The 17680-nt window shown below is 72.6% G+C and carries 15 protein-coding genes; 10 read left to right on the top strand and 5 right to left on the bottom strand.

Going from position 1 to position 17680, the window contains the following annotated elements; all coding sequences use genetic code 11:
• The first annotated feature begins 22 nt into the window (after positions 1-22).
• From L2C96_RS10090 to L2C96_RS10075, 4 genes are all read left to right on the top strand, one after another.
• A complete protein-coding gene (locus L2C96_RS10090; RefSeq protein WP_237335958.1) occupies positions 23-1366 on the top strand; it encodes an FAD-dependent oxidoreductase in 1344 nt (447 codons plus the stop codon).
• Positions 1367-1483: 117 nt separating this feature from the next.
• Positions 1484-2233, top strand: a complete 750-nt coding sequence (locus L2C96_RS10085) for an NBR1-Ig-like domain-containing protein (protein ID WP_020422525.1) — start codon at positions 1484-1486, stop codon at positions 2231-2233.
• A gap of 149 nt (positions 2234-2382) precedes the next feature.
• Entirely contained in the window at positions 2383-2769 is a 387-nt protein-coding gene (locus tag L2C96_RS10080) for a hypothetical protein (RefSeq protein WP_237335957.1), read from the top strand.
• 11 nt (positions 2770-2780) lie between these two features.
• Positions 2781-3092, top strand: a complete 312-nt coding sequence (locus tag L2C96_RS10075) for a hypothetical protein (RefSeq protein WP_020422523.1) — start codon at positions 2781-2783, stop codon at positions 3090-3092.
• Here the strand turns inward: L2C96_RS10075 and L2C96_RS10070 are convergent.
• Complete coding sequence (locus L2C96_RS10070; protein WP_237335956.1) at positions 3073-3465, bottom strand: hypothetical protein; 393 nt, start codon at positions 3463-3465, stop codon at positions 3073-3075. The genes L2C96_RS10075 and L2C96_RS10070 overlap by 20 nt on opposite strands.
• A 1-nt stretch (position 3466) precedes the next feature.
• The gene (locus L2C96_RS10065) at positions 3467-4684 is read right to left on the bottom strand and encodes a Bcr/CflA family multidrug efflux MFS transporter (RefSeq protein WP_237335955.1); all 1218 of its coding nucleotides are present in this window, start codon (positions 4682-4684) and stop codon (positions 3467-3469) included.
• A gap of 158 nt (positions 4685-4842) precedes the next feature.
• Between L2C96_RS10065 and L2C96_RS10060 the strand changes: the two genes are divergently transcribed.
• Complete coding sequence (locus tag L2C96_RS10060) at positions 4843-5163, top strand: hypothetical protein (RefSeq protein ID WP_237335954.1); 321 nt, start codon at positions 4843-4845, stop codon at positions 5161-5163.
• Positions 5164-5235: 72 nt separating this feature from the next.
• On the top strand, positions 5236-6417 hold the full coding sequence (locus tag L2C96_RS10055; RefSeq protein WP_237335953.1) for a cation:proton antiporter: 1182 nt from the start codon (positions 5236-5238) through the stop codon (positions 6415-6417).
• On the opposite strand, the gene L2C96_RS10050 is transcribed toward L2C96_RS10055, so the two are convergent.
• Positions 6338-7312 carry a MerR family transcriptional regulator gene (locus L2C96_RS10050; RefSeq protein WP_237335952.1) on the bottom strand — a complete coding sequence of 325 codons (975 nt, stop codon included), beginning with the start codon at positions 7310-7312 and terminating at the stop codon, positions 6338-6340. The genes L2C96_RS10055 and L2C96_RS10050 overlap by 80 nt on opposite strands.
• Positions 7313-7346: 34 nt before the next feature.
• Positions 7347-7985 carry an HNH endonuclease family protein gene (locus L2C96_RS10045; RefSeq protein WP_020422517.1) on the bottom strand — a complete coding sequence of 213 codons (639 nt, stop codon included), beginning with the start codon at positions 7983-7985 and terminating at the stop codon, positions 7347-7349.
• Positions 7986-8124: 139 nt separating this feature from the next.
• Between L2C96_RS10045 and L2C96_RS10040 the strand changes: the two genes are divergently transcribed.
• Both L2C96_RS10040 and hrpA read left to right on the top strand, forming a co-directional pair.
• A complete protein-coding gene (locus tag L2C96_RS10040; RefSeq protein ID WP_237335951.1) occupies positions 8125-9288 on the top strand; it encodes a lactate 2-monooxygenase in 1164 nt (387 codons plus the stop codon).
• Positions 9289-9484: 196 nt separating this feature from the next.
• Positions 9485-13306, top strand: coding sequence for an ATP-dependent RNA helicase HrpA (hrpA, locus tag L2C96_RS10035; protein WP_237336054.1), 3822 nt, complete (start codon positions 9485-9487; stop codon positions 13304-13306).
• On the opposite strand, the gene L2C96_RS10030 is transcribed toward hrpA, so the two are convergent.
• Complete coding sequence (locus L2C96_RS10030; protein ID WP_237335950.1) at positions 13307-14965, bottom strand: bifunctional 3'-5' exonuclease/DNA polymerase; 1659 nt, start codon at positions 14963-14965, stop codon at positions 13307-13309.
• 206 nt (positions 14966-15171) lie between these two features.
• Between L2C96_RS10030 and L2C96_RS10025 the strand changes: the two genes are divergently transcribed.
• Positions 15172-15381 carry a hypothetical protein gene (locus L2C96_RS10025; protein ID WP_237335949.1) on the top strand — a complete coding sequence of 70 codons (210 nt, stop codon included), beginning with the start codon at positions 15172-15174 and terminating at the stop codon, positions 15379-15381.
• 666 nt (positions 15382-16047) lie between these two features.
• A complete protein-coding gene (locus tag L2C96_RS10020; protein ID WP_027936682.1) occupies positions 16048-17676 on the top strand; it encodes an acyl-CoA synthetase in 1629 nt (542 codons plus the stop codon).
• Positions 17677-17680 lie beyond the last annotated feature (4 nt).

Below are 17680 nucleotides of genomic sequence, written 5' to 3'. Positions count from 1 at the left end.
CGCGGAGAACTAGCGTCGGACGATGCGATTCGTCGTGGCCGGCGGCGGTGTGGCCGGACTCGCGTCAGCGCTGGCGGTGGCCAGGGCGGGGCACGACGCGGTCGTCCTGGAGCGGGACGCGCCGGATCCCGCAGGGCCGCCGGAGAGCGCCTTCGCGCTGGAGCGCCGTGGCATTCCGCACTACTTCCAGCCTCACACCTTCCTGCCCCGTGGCCGGAAGCTGTTGGCCGAGCACGCGCCGGACGTCCTCACTTCGCTCGCGGAGGCCGGCGCGAGCGAACAGGACCTCACGGAGAAGCTGCACGGGCCCCTCGAACCGGGCGACGAGGACCTGGTCTACCTGTGGGCGCGCCGCCCGCTCATCGAGTGGGCGCTGCGTCGCGCGGTGGCCGCGGAACCGGCCGTCGACCTGCGGGGTGGCGTGCACGTCGACGGGCTGTCCGAGGACGGCTCGGTGGTGGCCGACGGGCAGCCCGTGCCCGGCGACGTCATCGTGGACGCGCTCGGCCGCTACCGGCGGCCGCCGGGCTGGCCGGAGGCCGCGGGGGAGCCGACCGACTGCGGCGCCGTCTACTACTGCCGGTACTTCCGGCTGCGGCCCGGCGCCGGATACCTGGACGCGCCGCTGCTGAACCCGCGCGGCGACCTGGGCTACCTGGGGTTCAACACCTTCCGCGGCGACAACCGCACGTTCGCGGTGATCATCCTGGTCCCGAGCGAGGACCGCGACCTGCGCGTGCTCCGCTTCGAGCAGGTCTGGCAGGCGGTCTGCGCCAGGATCACGCCGCTGGACGTGATGACCTCGCCGGACTTCGCCGAGCCGATCACCGGTGTGATGCCGATGGGCGGCCTGCGCAACGTCGACCACACCCGGTCCACGGAGCTCCTCGCGGTCGGGGACGCCTTCTGCCACACCGACCCGGCCTTCGCCTACGGGTTGTCGTTCGCCCTGGCGCACGCACGCGCCCTGGCCGACGCGGCCGCGGAGGCACCCGGCGACCTCGCGGAGTGCTTCCGCGCGAAGGCGGGCCCGGAGTCCCGCGAACGGCACGCGCTGGCGTGCGGCATCGACGCGGGCCGGTCCGCGCGCTGGCGGGGCGAGCCGGTGGACCTCGCCCGTCCCGACAGCGACTACCCGATGTTCTCGTTCGCCGGCGCGCTGGCCGCGGCCCCGCACGACGACCTGGTGCTGCGCCGGACGGTCCGCCGGATCGGACTGCTGGACCGGGTCGCGGTGTTCGACGAGGACGCCGCCCTGCACGACCGCATCGCGGCGATCCTGGCCGCGCTCGGACCGCCGAAGGCGCCCGGCCCGCCCCGCGACGAGCTGCTGGCGCACCTGCGGGAGAGCCACCTGCTCGGCTGAACCTGCGCCTGCGCGCCACCCGATCGGCGCACCCCGCCAATACCCTCGGTCCTCGTGATCAACCAAGCAGCCCGGCGGGGCCGCGTCGCCAGTTGTCCGGATCCCTCGGGGGGTCCGGTGGCCGCGTTCGCGCACCGGTTGTGGGCCCTCAAGCGCTCTGCGGGCGATCCCTCCTACGACCGCATGCGCACCGAACTCGGCGCGCTCGCTTCGAAGTCCGCGCTCTCGGCCGCCGCGCGGGGGCAGCGCCTGCCGTCGTGGGACACCACCTGGGAGTTCGTGCGCGTGCTGGCCGTCGGGGTGCTCGGCGAGCACGAGGACGAGGTCCGGGCTCGCTGGCGCGCCGACTGGGAACGGGTCCGCGACGGCGTCGCGAACCCGCCGCCCGCCCCGCGCCGCTGGAAGCTTCCGGTGGCCGCCGCGGCCGTCGTGCTCGCGATCGGCGTCGCGGCCGGGGTCGTCCTGCTGCGCGACCCGGACCCAGAGGCGCCCGCCGCGCTCCCGCCGCTGGTCCCCGGCGACGAGTCCGAGTTCGCCGGCGACGTCACCGTCCCGGACGGGACCGTGGTGCCGACCGGGGCGCGGTTCGTCAAGACGTGGGAGTTCCGCAACACCGGCACCGTGCCGTGGGTGGACCGCTCGCTGCGCCGCGAGGGCGGCTTCGGCCCCGGCGACGGCTGCCAGACGCCCGCGGTGGTGCCCGTCCCGGACACCCCGCCCGGACAGTCCGCGCGCGTGTCGGTCGAGGTGCGCGCGCCGGACGAGCCCGGCTACTGCCAGGTGTACTTCAAGATGACCGACAGCGCGGGCCGGCTGCTCCTGCCGGGCACCCGCGCGGCGTACTTCTACGTCCGGGTGGCCGGCTGATTCGGCCACCCGCCTCGGTGGCCAAAGCCCTGAGCTGCGTGGACATCCGGATTTGGCCACCGGACGCGGTGTGGCCGTCGCGAGTCTTCCGCCAGTGGTCCAGACCTCCCTAGCGTCGGCGCCAGTACCACCGACGAAGGAGATCCCGGATGCGGAAATCGATCAGGACACTCGCCGCCGCGCTGCCCCTCGCCGCGGCACTCCCGCTGCTCGTGGCGCCTCAGGCCTCGGCCGCGGAGAAGGTGTGCGCGGGCGGCTCGCTGATGGGCGGCCGCACCACCACCGCCGGGGTGGCCGCCGACCAGGTCATCCACATCAAGGTCCACAACCACGACTACCGCGGCCTCGCGCTGGTGATCCGCGACGTCACCCGCAAGAAGCAGCTGTGGAAGGGCGTCATCGCGCCGGGCAAGGAGCACACCGTCAAGACCGACGTGTTCGGCGAGCCGCCCATCGGCTACGAGATCGCCTTCGACGTCACGTCGAACCTGTCGAACAACTACACCTACGCGATCTCCTCCGCCCGCTGCTACTGAAAGGCCACGACATGCGCACCCTCCTGATCGCGGCCGTCGCCGCGACCGCGGCCGCCCTGCCCGTGCCGGCCTCGGCCACCCCCGCGCCGGTGACGGGCTCGGACATCATCACCACCTGCGGACAGGGCTACTCGGGCTACATCCGCCGCTTCGGCAAGGACGCCCTGTGCCTGCAGCCCGGCACCCGCACCTGGGCCGGCTTCAAGGCGTTCGAGTGCAAGGGCGCCATCACCGTCTACTTCAAGAACGGCACGAAGCTGGAGTGCGGCGGCGGGATCGACTTCCCGGACAACGGCGGGATCGTCAAGACCGTCGCCCGCTGACACCGACCACCACGCGCGCGACCAGCGCGGCGACGGCGAGGACGCCGACGCCGATCGCGGGCGCCAGTTCGGCGAAGGTGGGCCGGTGCGCGCCGGTGCCGAGGAACAACACGACCGCGGTGACCACCAGCGCCGCGGTCACCAAGCTCAGCGAGCACGCCCACCGCTGCCGGCGCCGCGCCCGCGCGGTGGCCTGCTCCGGCTGCATGAACCACCACGCCACCAGGAACAGCAGGCCCATCGCCGCGAACACGAACCCGAAGCCGTGCCCGTCGAGCACGAGGCTCCCGCCGAGGGGGACGAACAGCACGCCGAGCAGGAACAACGCGGGGCGCGCCGCCCACGCCGGGGTGCGCGGCGAGACGTAGGGCACGTCAGGTCCGCCGCCGGGTCAGCGTCCCGAACACCACCAGCGCCACCACGGCGAACGCGGCCATCACGACGCCCATCGGCACCGCGCTCGCCTCGCCGCCGATGCTCACCAGCGGCGTCGCGAGCCCGCCGACCACGAACTGCATCACGCCGAGCAGCGCGGACGCCGCCCCGGCGTTGTGCGGGTGCTCGGCCAGCGCCAGCGACGACGCGTTCGGCATGACCAGCCCGATGCTCGACACCATCACCAGCAGCGGCGCCAGCAGCACCCCCAGCGGCAGCCCGGCCAGCGCCGCCGCCAGCACGCCGACCCCGCCGACGGCCGAGGCGGACAGGCCGACCGTCAGCAGCGTCCGCTCCCGCACGCGGCCCACGATCCGCCCGTTGACCTGCCCGGCGATCACGATCCCCAGCCCGTTCGCGCCGAACACGAGGCTGTACTCCTGCGGGCTCAGCCCGTACACGTCCTGCAGCACGAACGAGCTCGCGGAGATGTAGGCGAACAGCCCGGCGAACATCAGCCCGGCCGACAGCGCGTACCCGACGAACGACCGGTCCCGCAGCAGCACGCCGTACCCACGCAGCGTCGAGCCGATCCGGGCCGGGCGGCGGCGCTCGGCAGGCAGCGTCTCGGGCATCGCCAGCGCCGCGGCCACCAGCAGCACCGCGCCGAACACGGCCAGCACCACGAACACCCCGCGCCACGACGTCAGCCGCAGCACCTGCCCGCCGATCACCGGCGCCAGGATCGGGGCCAGCCCGCTGACCAGCATCAACATCGAGAAGAACTTCGTCATCGCGGTGCCTGCGAACAGGTCCCGCACGCACGCCCGCGCGATCACCATCCCGGCGGCCGCGCCGAGTGCCTGCACCGACCGGCCCACGACCAGCAGTTCCGCCGTCGGGCTCACCGCGCACAGCACCGACGCGACGGCGTACAGCACCAGCCCGGCCAGCAGCGGGCGGCGGCGGCCGAGCGAGTCCGACAGCGGCCCGGCGATCAGCTGTCCCAGCGCCAGCCCGATGATGAACGCGGTCAGCGTGAGCTGCAGCGTCGGCGCCGAGCTGCGCAGGTCGTCGGCCATCCGGGGGAGCGCGGGCAGGTACATGTCGATCGAGAGCGGCGCGAACGCCGACAGCCCGCCGAGGATCAGCGCGTACCGCAGGGTTCCGGGTGTCCGTCTGGTCTTCGCCGGTGCCGTGACCGCTGTCGTGCTCACTCCGCCTCCACTCGACCGGATCCACCCGGCAACGACGAACACCGGAGATCGCGTTCGCATTCCTCGCTGTGGTGCGGAACACCCGGACGCGATCAGTCCACAGTGGACTCAACTGTCTGGTATACTGGACAAACCGGACCGATGTCGAGGGGAGTGCCGTGCGGCGGAAGCTGGGAACGGAATCCCGGCACCGGTCCGTCCGCGGCCTGCTCGTCCTGGCCCTGCTGCTGCTCAGCCTCATCACGCCGACGACGCCGGAAAGCCACCCGCACCCGCCCGCGCCGGACGGCATCGCAGCCCTCGCGGCGAAGCCGTTGCCGCACGTCACGGCCACCCCGCTGCCGGTCGCGGACCTGCCGCCGGTCGTCGGCGTGGAACCACCGCGCGGCCACGCGGAAGACCGGCCGTCGCCTGCCGGCCCGCCACCTGCCCGTGATCGGGGCACCGCTCTCGGCGCCCGCGCGCCGCCCTCCAGGTAACGCCCCGGACCCCAACCGCACACCGCGCCGACCCGCGGTGCGCTTCGCCATGCCCTGGAGGGACTTCACCACATGCAAACCGGACACGCCCTGCTCGCCGTCGGCGGCGCCTTCCTCGCCGCAGGCGTGCTGGCCAGAGCCGGCGCCCGCATCGGGCTGCCCACGATCCCCCTGTTCATGCTGGCCGGGTTCATCTTCGGCCCCAACACCCCCGGCCTGTCGCTGGTGCACGACCCCGGCGAGCTGAGTGTGCTCGCCGGGCTCGGCCTGGTGTTCCTGCTGTTCTACCTGGGCCTGGAGTTCTCGCTCGACGACCTCGCCAAGGGCGGCCGCAAGCTCGCCGTGTCCGGCCTGGTCTACCTCGCGCTCAACATCGGCGGCGGGCTCGCCTTCGGGTTCCTGCTCGGCTGGGGCTCCAGCGAGGCGCTGGTCATCGCCGGCGCGATCGGGATCTCGTCGTCGGCGATCGTGACCAAACTGCTGGTCGAGACCGGTCGCACGCGGCACCCGGAATCACGCCTGATCATGGGCATCATCGTGATCGAGGACCTGTTCCTCGCCCTGTACCTGGCGCTGCTGCAGCCGGTGCTCTCCGGCGCCGACTCGTTCTGGCCCGCGCTCGCCGACTTCGGCAAGGCACTCGGCTTCCTGCTGGCGCTCGCCGCGCTGGCCCGCTGGGGCGGGCGGCTGGTGTCGAAGCTGTTCGGCTCGGCCGACGACGAGCTGCTGACCGTGTGCTTCGTCGGCGTCGCCGTGCTGGGCGCCGCGGTCGCCGAGGAGCTGGGCGTCTCCGACGCCATCGGCGCGTTCATGGTCGGCATGATGCTCGGCGGCTCGAAGGTCGCGCCCCGCATCCACAAGCTGGTCCTACCGCTGCGGGACGCGTTCGGCGCGTTGTTCTTCTTCATCTTCGGGCTCAGCATCGACCCGGGCGCCGTCGGCACGGTCGTGGTGCCGGTGCTGATCGCCGTGGCGCTGACGCTCGCGCTGAACCTCGCGGCGGGCGCGATCGCGGCGAAGCTGCACTCGTTCGACGGCCAGGCCGGGCTGAACATCGGGCTGACCGTGCTCACCCGCGGCGAGTTCTCGCTGGTGCTGGCCACGCTCGCGGCGGCGGCCGGGCTGGACTCCCGCGTCGCGCCGTTCGTGGCGGGCTACGTGCTGCTGCTCGCGATCATCGGCCCGCTGGCGGTGCTGCGGTCGGAGAACCTGGCCCGGCTGTTCCGAGCGCGACGGGCATCACCAGTGTCGTGAACGAGCCTTGGTCGGCCGAGCGGACGCGCGCGACCTGCAGCGGCCCGGCGAACTCCAGCAGCACGTCGGGCCCGACGCCCGCCTCCAACGCCGCGCCCAGCACGGCGGGGTCGAACCCGATGCGCAGCTCGTCGCCGCAGACGGCGGGCAGCACCGTGCCGCCGACGGCCAGCCGGTCCGGCCCGAGCACCAGCTCGGCCGGGCCGTCGGCGGGCAGCGCGTCCCGGAGCGCGATGCGGGCGACGACGACCCGTTGCGCCGGGACGGGCAGGGCGTCGAGGACCGCGCGGTAGTCCGGGAAGTCCTGGTCCAGCAGCGGCAGCGTCGTGCCGTCGAGGGTGACCTCGTCCTGCCGCGCCAGCCGCGGGCCGAGCGCGGCCAGCTCATCGGCGGACACGACGAACCGGCCGGTGCCGCCGTGCGCGGGCTGCAGGACGCGCAGCGCGAGCCGGTAGCGGTCGGTGGCGACGACGCGGACCTCGTCGCCGTCGGCCTCGATCAGCACGAAGTCCAGCGGCGCGCCCGCGGCGGGGGCGACCTGCCGGATCGCGCTCGCCAGGTCGAGGCCGGCGACCCGGACCGGGCCCGGCAGCAGGCGCCCGACCGCCGCCGACGCGGCCCGGAAGTCCTCCCGCAGCCGCCGGCGGTGCGCCTCCAGCACCGCCCGCGCCTCGCTCGACGGTCCGTTGAGCACGGTCGTGACCTGCGCCAGCGGCAGGCCCGCCGCCCGCAGTTCACGCAGCCGGACCGCGCGTTCGACCTGGTCCTCGCGGTAGTAGCGGTAGCCGGTGGCCTCGTCCACGCGCGCGGGCGTGAGCACGCCGCAGTCGTCGTAGAAGCGCAGCGCGCTCGGGGTGAGCCCGGCCAGCCGCGCGAACGCGCTGATGGTCAGCATGCCGCCGATTCTGCGGCTTCCAGTGGCTCGAAGGTCAACAGCGGTTCAGCATGTCGGTCAGCGCCGCCTGCTCCGCGGTGGTGACGCTCAGCCGGTAGTAGTGCTTGACCTCGATCCAGTCGGTGGCGTAGGTGCACCAGAACGACTCCAGCGGCGGCCGCCACTCGTCCGGCGCCTTGTCGCTCTTCGACTGGTTGACGTTGTCGGTGACCGCCCAGAGCTGCGGGCGCACCAGGTCGTTCGCGAAGGCCTCACGCTGGTCCTGCGTCCACGCCGACGCGCCGCTGACCCAGCTCTGCGCGAGCGGCACCATGTGGTCGATGTCCACATCGGACGCCTTGGTCCAGGTCGCGCCGTCGTAGGGGCTGACCCAGGTGCCGGAGGTGGGCGAGCAGTCCTTGCCCACGACGACGTTCGTGCCCGAGCGCTTGAGCACCTCCTCGCGGGTGTTGCAGGCGCCCTCGACGGTGTCCCAGTGCGGGTACTTCTCCCGCGAGTAGCCGTTCAGCGTGCCCCGCGGCTTCACCTGCAGCTCGGCGAGCTGCTGCCGCGCCACGCCCGGATCCGTCGCCGGATTCGCCTTCGACGGCGGCACCGGACCCGGCCGCCACACCACCACCAGAACCGCCACCACGACCGCCACCACCAGCGGCACCCACACCCGCGCCTTCACGCCGGTGAGGTTAAGTGATCAAGTACCGGCGGTACGCGGACGCCTCCGGCGTGTCGGAGCAACGTCCGTCGCTTCCACCACCCCTGATCAAGTACCGGCGGTACGCTGCGGTCTCCGGCGTGTCGACGAGGAGGTTCGCGTGGCCGAGCGGTTCGGTGGCTACCAGAACGAGATCTACCTGCACGGGCTCGGCGGGACGAAGCCGCCGTTCACCACCGACCCGGCGCGGCTGGCGGAGTCGGCCCGCGAGGTGATGACCCCGGAGGCCTACGGCTACGTGGCGGGCGGCGCGGGCTCGGGCGCGACGATGGACGCCAACCGCGCGGCGTTCGACCGCTGGAAGCTGGTGCCGCGCATGCTCACCGACGCCACCGCGCGCACCACGTCGGCCACGGTGCTCGGGTCCGAGCTGCCCGCGCCGGTGCTGCTCGCGCCGGTCGGGGTGCAGTCGATCGTGCACCCGGACGCCGAGCTGGCGACGGCGCGGGCCGCGGCGGCGCTGGGCCTGCCGATGATCCTGTCCACCGCGGCGTCGCGCACGATCGAGGAGGTCGCCGAGGCCTCCGGCGACGGCCCGCGCTGGTTCCAGCTGTACTGGCCTGCCGACTCGGACGTCACCGCGAGCATCCTGAACCGCGCGAAGAAGGCCGGTTACACCACGCTCGTCGTCACGCTGGACACGTGGACCCTGGCCTGGCGCCCGCGCGACCTCGACTCCGCCTACCTGCCCTTCCTCAAGGGCGAGGGCCTGGCCACGCCGCTGTCCGACCCGGCCTTCCGCGCGCTGCTGGAGAAGGCGCCGGAGGACGACATGCCGTCGGCGATCCTGCGGTGGGTGTCGCTGTTCACCGGCACCGACCACAGCTGGGACCAGCTGCCGTTCCTGCGCGAGCACTGGGACGGCCCGATCGTGCTGAAGGGCATCCAGCACCCCGACGACGCGCGGCGCGCGGTGGACGCCGGGATGGACGGCATCGTGGTGTCCAACCACGGCGGACGGCAGGTCGACGGCGCGATCGGTTCGCTGGAGGCGCTGCCGCCGATCGCGAGCGCGGTCGGGGACCGCATCGAGGTGCTGTTCGACTCCGGCGTGCGGACCGGCGCGGACATCCTCAAGGCGCTGGCGCTGGGCGCGAAGGCGGTCCTCGTCGGGCGGCCCTGGGTGTACGGGCTGGGCCACGCGGGCGAGGACGGCGTGCGGCACGTGCTGCGCAGCCTGCTCGCGGACCTCGACCTCACCCTGGGGCTGACCGGGCACCGCTCGGTCGCGGAGCTGGGGCCGGAGTCGCTGCAGCGGTCCTGAGCACACCGAGCGGCCGCGACGCCAGCGGTTCCTGGGCACCCGGACCGCCGCGCTCCCGGTGACGGCGAGCACTCCGGCCACTCGAGGTGCGGTGCGAACATATTCGCAGGCCGGCCGGATCGCGCGGAGCTATCCTGGAGGCCGTATGTCTACGCGATCCCCCCTCGAAGACCTCCGGGCCCGGCTGCCCGGCTTGATGCTGCGCGACGAGCACCGGTTGCGCCGCCGGCTCGACGGCGCCCGCCGGGCGCGCGACAAGGACCGCGTCGCGCGGGAGATCGCCGCCGACATCGACGCCGCCGAGGCCCGCGTGCAGCGCCGCCGCGCGCCGGAGATCCGCTACCCGGACGAGCTGCCGGTCAGCCAGCGCAAGGACGACATCGCCGCCGCGATCCGCGACCACCAGGTGGTGATCGTCGCGGGCGAGACCGGGTCGGGCAAGACCACCCAGCTGCCGAAGATCTGCCTCGAGCTGGGCCTGGGCGTGCGCGGCCAGATCGGGCACACCCAGCCCCGCCGCCTGGCCGCGCGCACGGTCGCCGAGCGCATCGCCGAGGAGCTGAAGACCGAGCTGGGCAGCACGGTCGGCTACAAGGTGCGCTTCACCGACTCCAGCGGCGACGACACCATGGTCAAGCTGATGACCGACGGCATCCTGCTCGCCGAGATCCAGAGCGACCGGATGCTGCGCCGCTACGACACGCTCATCATCGACGAGGCCCACGAGCGCAGCCTCAACATCGACTTCATCCTCGGCTACCTCAAGCAACTCCTGCCGAAGCGCCCCGACCTCAAGGTGATCATCACCTCGGCGACCATCGACCCGGAGCGGTTCTCCAAGCACTTCGGCGACGCGCCGATCGTGGAGGTTTCCGGCCGCACCTATCCGGTCGAGGTCCGCTACCGCCCGATCGTCGACCCGGACGACCCGGCCTCCGAGGACCGCGACCAGGTCACCGCCATCGCCGACGCGGTCGAGGAGCTGTGCGCCGAGGGCCCCGGCGACATCCTCGTGTTCCTCTCCGGCGAGCGGGAGATCCGCGACACCGCCGACGCGCTGAACAAGATGGACCTCCGCAACACCGAGGTGCTGCCGCTGTACGCGCGCCTGTCCGCGGCGGACCAGCACCGCGTGTTCAGCCGCCACACCGGCCGCCGGATCGTGCTGGCCACCAACGTCGCCGAGACGTCGCTGACCGTGCCGGGCATCAAGTACGTCATCGACCCGGGCACCGCCCGCATCTCCCGCTACAGCCACCGCACCAAGGTGCAGCGGCTGCCGATCGAGCCGGTCTCGCAGGCCTCGGCCAACCAGCGCAAGGGCCGCTGCGGCCGCACCTCCGACGGTATCTGCATCCGGCTCTACAGCGAAGAGGATTTCCTGTCCCGGCCGGAGTTCACCGACCCGGAGATCCTGCGCACCAACCTCGCGTCGGTCATCCTGCAGATGACCTCGCTCGGCCTGGGCGACCTGGCCGCGTTCCCGTTCGTCGACCCGCCGGACCGCCGCCAGATCACCGCCGGTGTCCAGCTGCTGCAGGAACTCGGCGCGCTGGAGGAGTCTGCGAAGGAGCGGCGGCTCACCGAGATCGGCCGTCAGCTCGCGCAACTGCCCGTCGACCCGCGGCTGGGCCGGATGGTGCTGGAGGGCGCGCGCACCGGCTGCGTCCGCGAGGTCATGATCATCACCGCCGCGTTGTCCATCCAGGACCCGCGCGAGCGTCCCGCGGACAAGCAGGAGGCCGCGGCCCAGCAGCACGCCCGGTTCGCCGACAAGTCCTCGGACTTCGTGGCCTACCTGAACCTGTGGGAGTACCTGCGGGAGCTGCAGAAGACGCTGTCGAACAGCCAGTTCCGCAAGCGCTGCAAGGCGGAGTACCTGAACTACCTGCGCGTGCGGGAGTGGCAGGACATCTACAGCCAGCTGCGGCAGCTCGCCAAACCGCTGGGCGTCACGCTCAACTCCGAGCCTGCCGACCCGCAGCGCGTGCACACCGCGCTGATCGCCGGGCTGCTGTCGCACATCGGGCTCAAGGACCCGGAGAAGGGCGACTACCTCGGCGCGCGCGGCACCCGGTTCGCGATCTTCCCCGGCTCGGCGCTGTTCAAGAAGCAGCCGCGCTGGGTGATGTCGGCGGAGCTGGTCGAGACGTCGAAGCTGTGGGGCCGGGTCAACGCGCGCATCGAGCCGGAGTGGATCGAGCCGCTGGCGCAGCACGTCGTCAAGCGCACCTACTCGGAGCCGCACTGGGAACGCAAGCGCGGCGCGGTGGTGGCCTCCGAGCGGGTGACGCTGTACGGGGTGCCGCTGGTCGTCGGCCGCAAGGTGGACTACGGGCGCATCGACCCGGAAACCTCGCGCGAGCTGTTCATCCGCCACGCGCTCGTGGAGGGCGACTGGGACACCGGCCACAAGTTCTTCAAAGAGAACCGGGCGCTGCTCGACGAGGTCGAGGACCTGGAGAACCGGGCCCGGCGCCGCGACCTGCTGGTCGACGACGAAACCCTGTTCGAGTTCTACGACCAGCGGATCCCCGCGGAAGTCGTGTCCGCGCGGCACTTCGACAGCTGGTGGAAGAAGGTCCGCGGCGCCCAGCCGGACCTGCTGAACTTCGAAAAGGCCATGCTGCTCAACGAGGCCGCGCAGCAGGTGTCCGAATCGGACTACCCGGACACCTGGACGCAGGGCTCGCTGCGGTTCCCGCTGACCTACCAGTTCGAGCCGGGCGCCGACGCTGACGGTGTCACCGTGCACATCCCGGTCGCGGTGCTCAACCAGGTCACGCCCGACGGGTTCGACTGGCAGGTGCCGGGGTTGCGCGAGGAGCTGGTCACGGCGCTGATCAAGTCGTTGCCGAAGCAGCTGCGGCGCAACTTCGTGCCCGCCCCGGACACCGCCGCGCAGGTGCTGTCCAGGGTCGGCCCCGAGGACGGCCCGCTGCTCGACGTGCTGGCCCGCGAGCTGGAGGCGCTGCGCGGGGTCGCGGTGCCGCCGGACGCGTGGCAGCTCGACGCGGTGCCGCACCACCTGCGGATGACGTTCCGGGTGGTCAACGACAAGCGCCGCAAGCTCGCCGAGGGCAAGGACCTGGCGGTCCTCAAGGAGAAGCTGAGCGGCGAGGTGCGGGCGACGATCTCGGCGGCCGCGGACAGCATCGAGCGGGCCGGCCTGACCACGCCCGCCTTCGGCGAGCTGCCGCGGGTGTTCGCCGGGAAGCGGCGCGGGCACCAGGTGAAGGCGTACCCGGCGCTGGTCGACGAGGGCGACACGGTGGCCGTGCGCATGCTGGACACGCCGGTGCAGCAGCGGCAGCGGATGTGGCAGGGAACGCGGAAACTGTTGCGGCTCAACATGCCCTCGCCGATGAAGTTCATCAACAGGGCGTTGACCAACCAGGCGAAGCTGACGCTGAGCCGGAACCCGCACGGCAGCGTCGCGGCGCTGCTGGAGGACTGCGTCGACTGCGCGGTGGACAAGCTGATGGCCGACAACGGCGGCCCGGTGTGGGACGAGGCCGGGTTCGCGGTGCTGCTGGAGAAGGTGCGCGGTGCGCTGAACCCGGCGGTGCTGGACGTGCTCACCGAGGTCGAGAAGGTCCTGAAGGCCGCCAACGAGGCCGAGGTGGCGCTGGAGGGCGCGCGTGGGCCGGCGGAGTCGCTGGCGGACATGCGGCAGCAGCTGTCGCGGCTGGTGTACCCCGGTTTCGTCACGGCGACCGGGTTCGACCGGCTGCCGCACCTGGTCCGGTACCTGCGTGGGATCGGGCGGCGGGTGGAGAAACTGCCGTCGACGGGCGCGAAGGACGTCGAGCTGCTGCGTGACGTCGAGTGGGTGACGGGCGAGTACGAGGCGGCTGTCGCCGCGCTCCCGCCGGGTGTGTCGCCGGGGCCGGAGCTGCTCGAGGTGCGGTGGATGATCGAGGAGCTGCGGGTGAGTTTCTTCGCGCAGACCCTCGGCACGGCGCACCCGGTGTCGTTGAAGCGGGTGATCCGGGCGCTGGACAAGGCCGCCGCTTAGCTATTTGGCGTCGGCGTAGGTGTCGACGGTGACCGGTTGCATGGGGAAGTGCACGGGGCAGGCGGCGCCGAACGTGAGCGCGGCGGCTTCGGGCACGGACTCGCCGATGGCGGCTTCGACGGCGGGCGCGAGGTCCTCGGGCGTGTGCACGATGACCTCGTCGTGCTGGAAGAACACCAGGTGGGCGGGCTCGGGCAGCTTGCGGCGCAGGGTGGCGAGCAGCACCGCGGTGAAGTCGGCCGCGCTGGCCTGCACGACGAAGTTGCGGGTGAAGCGGCCCCAGTTGCGGGCGGCTTGGCGGGCGCGGGTCTCGTCCTCGTTCGCGCCGCCGGTGAGGGCGCGCCACGCTTCGCTCGGCGCGGGGGAGACGCGCCCGAGCCGGGAGCGGACGCGCTCACCGCGTTCCCCGGCTTGCGCGGCACGCTCCACATAGGACACGGCGTCCGGGAAGCGCTGCCGCAGCAGGGCGAGCAGCGACGCGGCCTCGCCGGCCGTGCCGCCGTACATCGCGGACAGCATGGCGATCTTCGCGCGGGGCCGTCCGGCTTCGGGGGTCATCGTGCCGGCGAACATGGCTTCGGACAGGCGGGCGTACAGGTCCGTGGAGGCGGAGGCTTCGGCAAGGCGGCGGTCGCCGGAGAGGGCGGCCAGCACGCGGGGTTCGAGCTGGGCGGCGTCGGCCACGACGAGTTTCCAGCCGGGGTCGGCTTTCACGCACACGCGCAGGGTCTTGGGGATCTGGAGTGCGCCGCCGCCGCTGCTGGCCCACCGGCCGGACACCACGCCGCCGACGACCCACTCGGGCCGGAACCGCCCGTCGGTAACCCATTCGTCGAGCCATGCCCAGCCGTTGGCCGAGTGCAGCCGGGAGAGTTCGCGGTACTCGATGAGCAGTGGGACGGCCGGGTGGTCGACGTCACGCAGGACGTGTGCCCTGGCGGAGGGGATGGAGATGCCCTCGCGGCCGAACGCGCGCACGATGGTCTGCGGGCTGTCCGGGTTCACCGGTTTGCCGCCGAAGGCCTCGGTGATGCGCGCCGCCAGCTCGACGAGTTTCTTGGGCCGCTGGCCGGCCGGCACGCGGGGCCCGAGCAGTTCGGTCAGGAGGGCGTCGTGCACGTCGGCCCGCCACGGCAACCCGTGGGCCCGCATCTCCTCGGCGACGAGCGCGCTGGCCGATTCGGCTGCGACGAGCAACCGGAAGCGCTCCGGGTGCTCGACGTGCCTCATGCGGCGCTCCTGGTCGGCGAGCACAGCGGCAGCCGCCTCGGCGACGCTCGTGCCGGGCGGGAGGCCGGAGCCGCGGGTCTCGAAGAGGGCCGGCTGGGCGTCCGCGTGGCCGGGCGCGTCCGGCGGTGGTTCCTGACCGTGGAGCCGAGCCCAGGCCGCGGGCAGTGCCTTGGGCTGACCGGCTTTGCCTTCTGCCGCGAGCAGGAGACCTTCGGTGAGGGCGAGGTCGTGGCAGCGCCGCAGGCGGAGGTTCGAGCGCAGGAGGAGGGGGTAGAGCTGTGGGACCGAGGGGAAGACCCAGCGGGGGTTTTCGGTCCGCTCCAGGTTCTCGAGGTGCTTCGCCAGGTGGTGCTCGGGTAGGTGCTGTTGCTCGGTGGGGGTGGATACGAGGAAGTCGCCGTCCTCCTCTCGCGTGACGATGACCTGCACCTGTTCATTGTGCGCTGGGGGTACGACAGTTTTCGCGCGCATCGCCCCTGCCGGGCTTTGAAGATCAAGGGATAGTCCTCGCCGGACGGGCAGGCTCCGGGATGATGGGGGACTGTTGTCGTCTCGCCTCGGGTGGGTGGCTGGGTGGTCATCCCGTCGCCTTCCGGTTTGGGCATATCACCTTGAGCCAGGGCCGCAAGGTTGGCATGTTCGGCCTGCGGTTGGCGGCTGGGTTGCGGCCCTGGCTCAAGGTGATGGCGCCGGTGTCAGGCGACGGGATGACCACCCAGCTGGGTTGGGTTCAGGGCATGCGCTGCGCGCTCGCTGGCCCGCCGCAGCTCGCGCTTTGGCTGCGCTTGACGCTCGCCGCTGCCGCGTTTTGGCTGCGCTCGGCGCTTGGCGCTGCCGTGTTTTGAAGGCGCTTGGCGCTTTGGACGACTGGCGCTAACTGCGCGTCTTGCCGCGCCCCGCGCTACGCCCGGTGCTGATGCGCCCCGCGCTAACTGCGCGCTCTGCCGCGCCGCTCGCGCTCTGCCGCGCCGCTCGCGCTCTGCCGCGCCCTCGCGGCGGCTCTCGCGCTGCGATGCCTCGGGCGCTTCAGGCCCGTACCGCTCTGGCTGCCGCACTGTCGCGGTTGTCGGCATGTTTCCCGGGCGGCCCGCGCCCCCGCGCATGCCTGCGTTGCCCGCTTCGTGCGGCGCCCGCCCGGCGCGGCCGCGCGTCGCCGCGCCCCGCCGCCCTCTGCCACCCGCGCTACCGCGTCTACTCCGCTCGGGTAGTCGCCGCCGGTGCCGCCCCGCTCTGCGCGCGCCGCTCGCGCTGCCGCGCCCGCGCCGCTCGCGCCGCCCCGCCCCGTCTGGGCCGCTCGCGCTGCCGCGCCCGCTCCGCGACCCGCCGCTCCGCTTCGCCCCCGCTCCGCCGCTCCGCTCCGCCCCCCCCGCCTTCCCACCCCACCCCCACCCCGCCCGATTTGTCCGCTCCGCCTCACCCGCCGCAACCGCTGGCGCGTCCCCTCGCCTTTCGGCTACTGTCCAGTAACCACACATACTCCCAGTACGGTCGGCCCAATGGAGGTGCTGTCCATGCGTATTCCGCCCCGCTTGTCCGTGCTCCCCGGCAAGGTGGCGGAGACCGCCCGCGGCCTGGAGGTCATGTGGCGCGCCGGGCTCGTCCCGTTTCCCCGGCTGGACGAGGGCCTGCGCAGCGTGATCGCCACCCGCAAGGTGGGCCCGTTCGCCGCCGCGGCGCAGACCTCCGCCCGGCGCGATCCGAACGCCATCGGGCTGGTCGACGAGCTGGGGCCGCTCACCTTCCGCGAGCTGGACCTGCGCTCCAACGCCCTCGCCCGCGCCTGGGAAGAGCGCGGCGTCCGCCCGGGCACCGTCATCGCGGCGCTGTGCCGGGACCACCGCGGCCTGGTCACGGTCATGATCGCGGCGGGCAAGGTCGGCGCGCGCCTCCTGTTGATGAACACCGGCTTCGCGAAACCGCAGCTCACCGACGTCGCGGCGCGGGAAAAGGTGCAGGTGCTCGTCTACGACCAGGAGTTCACCGACCTGCTCTCCGGCATCCCGGACACCGTCGACCGCTACCTGGCCTGGGTGGACGAACCCGACCCGGCGGACCGCATCCCCGTCCTCGACGAGCTCATCGCCAGCACCGACGACCGCCCACTGCCGCCGCCGCCCCAGCGCGGCGGGTTCGTGCTGCTCACCAGCGGCACCACCGGCACCCCGAAGGGCGCGCCGCGCGAGCGGACCTCCGTGCTGGCCACCGTCCAGTTCCTCGACCGCATCCCGTTGCGCGCCGGCGAGGCCACGTTCCTCGGCGCGCCCATCTTCCACGGCACCGGCATCTCGCAGTTCATCCTGTCGTTCGCGCTCGGCTGCAAGGTCGTGCTGCGCCGCCGGTTCGACCCCGAAGCCACGCTGAAGGGCGTCGCCGACCACGGGTGCACCGCGCTGGTCCTCGTCCCGACCATGCTGCAGCGCATCGTCGACCTCGGCCCGGACATCCTGGGCAAGTACGACACGTCGTCGCTGCGGATCATCTTCGTCGCGGGCTCCGCGTTGTCCCCCGACCTCGGCAACCGCGCCACCGAGGCGTTCGGCGACGTGATCTACAACCTGTACGGCTCCACCGAGGTCGCGGTCGCCACCGTCGCCACCCCGGAGGACTGGCGCAAGGCCCCCGGCACCGTCGGCCGCCCGCCGGTCACCTGCAAGGTCCAGCTGTACGACGAGCAGGGCAACCGCATCACCGAGCCGCACGTCACCGGGCGCGTCTTCGTCGGCAGCGGCCTGTCCTTCGAGGGCTACACCGACGGCCGCCACAAGGAGATCATCGACGGCCTGCTCTCCACCGGCGACGTCGGCCACTTCGACGAGGACGGCCTGCTGTTCATCGACGGCCGCGACGACGAGATGATCGTCTCCGGCGGCGAGAACGTGTTCCCGGTCGAGGTGGAGAACCTGCTCGTCGAGCACCCGGACGTGCTCGAAGCCGCCGTGATCGGCGTGCCGGACGCCGACTTCGGCCAGCGCCTCAAGGCGATCGTGGTGACGAAGAAGGACTCCAAGCTCGACGCCGACGCGATCCGCGACTACGTCAAGGGCAACCTCGCCCGCTACAAGGTGCCGCGCGACGTCGAGTTCGTGCCGGAGCTGCCACGCAACGCCACCGGGAAGGTCCTCCGCAACAAGCTGAGCTGAGGCG

Source organism: Amycolatopsis tucumanensis, from assembly GCF_021654135.1.
Classification (GTDB): domain Bacteria; phylum Actinomycetota; class Actinomycetes; order Mycobacteriales; family Pseudonocardiaceae; genus Amycolatopsis_E; species Amycolatopsis_E tucumanensis.
The sequence above is the reverse complement of the archived record's forward strand: the minus strand, read 5'-3'. Positions and strand labels throughout refer to the sequence as shown.

What these genes read in the sequence shown, in the direction of transcription:
- L2C96_RS10090 (WP_237335958.1), top strand. Translation starts at nt 23, where the DNA reads ATGCGATTCGTCGTGGCCGGCGGCGGTGTGGCCGGACTCGCGTCAGCG.
- L2C96_RS10080 (WP_237335957.1), top strand. Translation starts at nt 2,383, where the DNA reads ATGCGGAAATCGATCAGGACACTCGCCGCCGCGCTGCCCCTCGCCGCG.
- L2C96_RS10075 (WP_020422523.1), top strand. Translation starts at nt 2,781, where the DNA reads ATGCGCACCCTCCTGATCGCGGCCGTCGCCGCGACCGCGGCCGCCCTG.
- L2C96_RS10055 (WP_237335953.1), top strand. Translation starts at nt 5,236, where the DNA reads ATGCAAACCGGACACGCCCTGCTCGCCGTCGGCGGCGCCTTCCTCGCC.
- L2C96_RS10050 (WP_237335952.1), bottom strand. Translation starts at nt 7,312, where the DNA reads ATGCTGACCATCAGCGCGTTCGCGCGGCTGGCCGGGCTCACCCCGAGC.
- hrpA (WP_237336054.1), top strand. Translation starts at nt 9,485, where the DNA reads ATGCTGCGCGACGAGCACCGGTTGCGCCGCCGGCTCGACGGCGCCCGC.
- L2C96_RS10025 (WP_237335949.1), top strand. Translation starts at nt 15,172, where the DNA reads ATGTTCGGCCTGCGGTTGGCGGCTGGGTTGCGGCCCTGGCTCAAGGTG.
- L2C96_RS10020 (WP_027936682.1), top strand. Translation starts at nt 16,048, where the DNA reads ATGCGTATTCCGCCCCGCTTGTCCGTGCTCCCCGGCAAGGTGGCGGAG.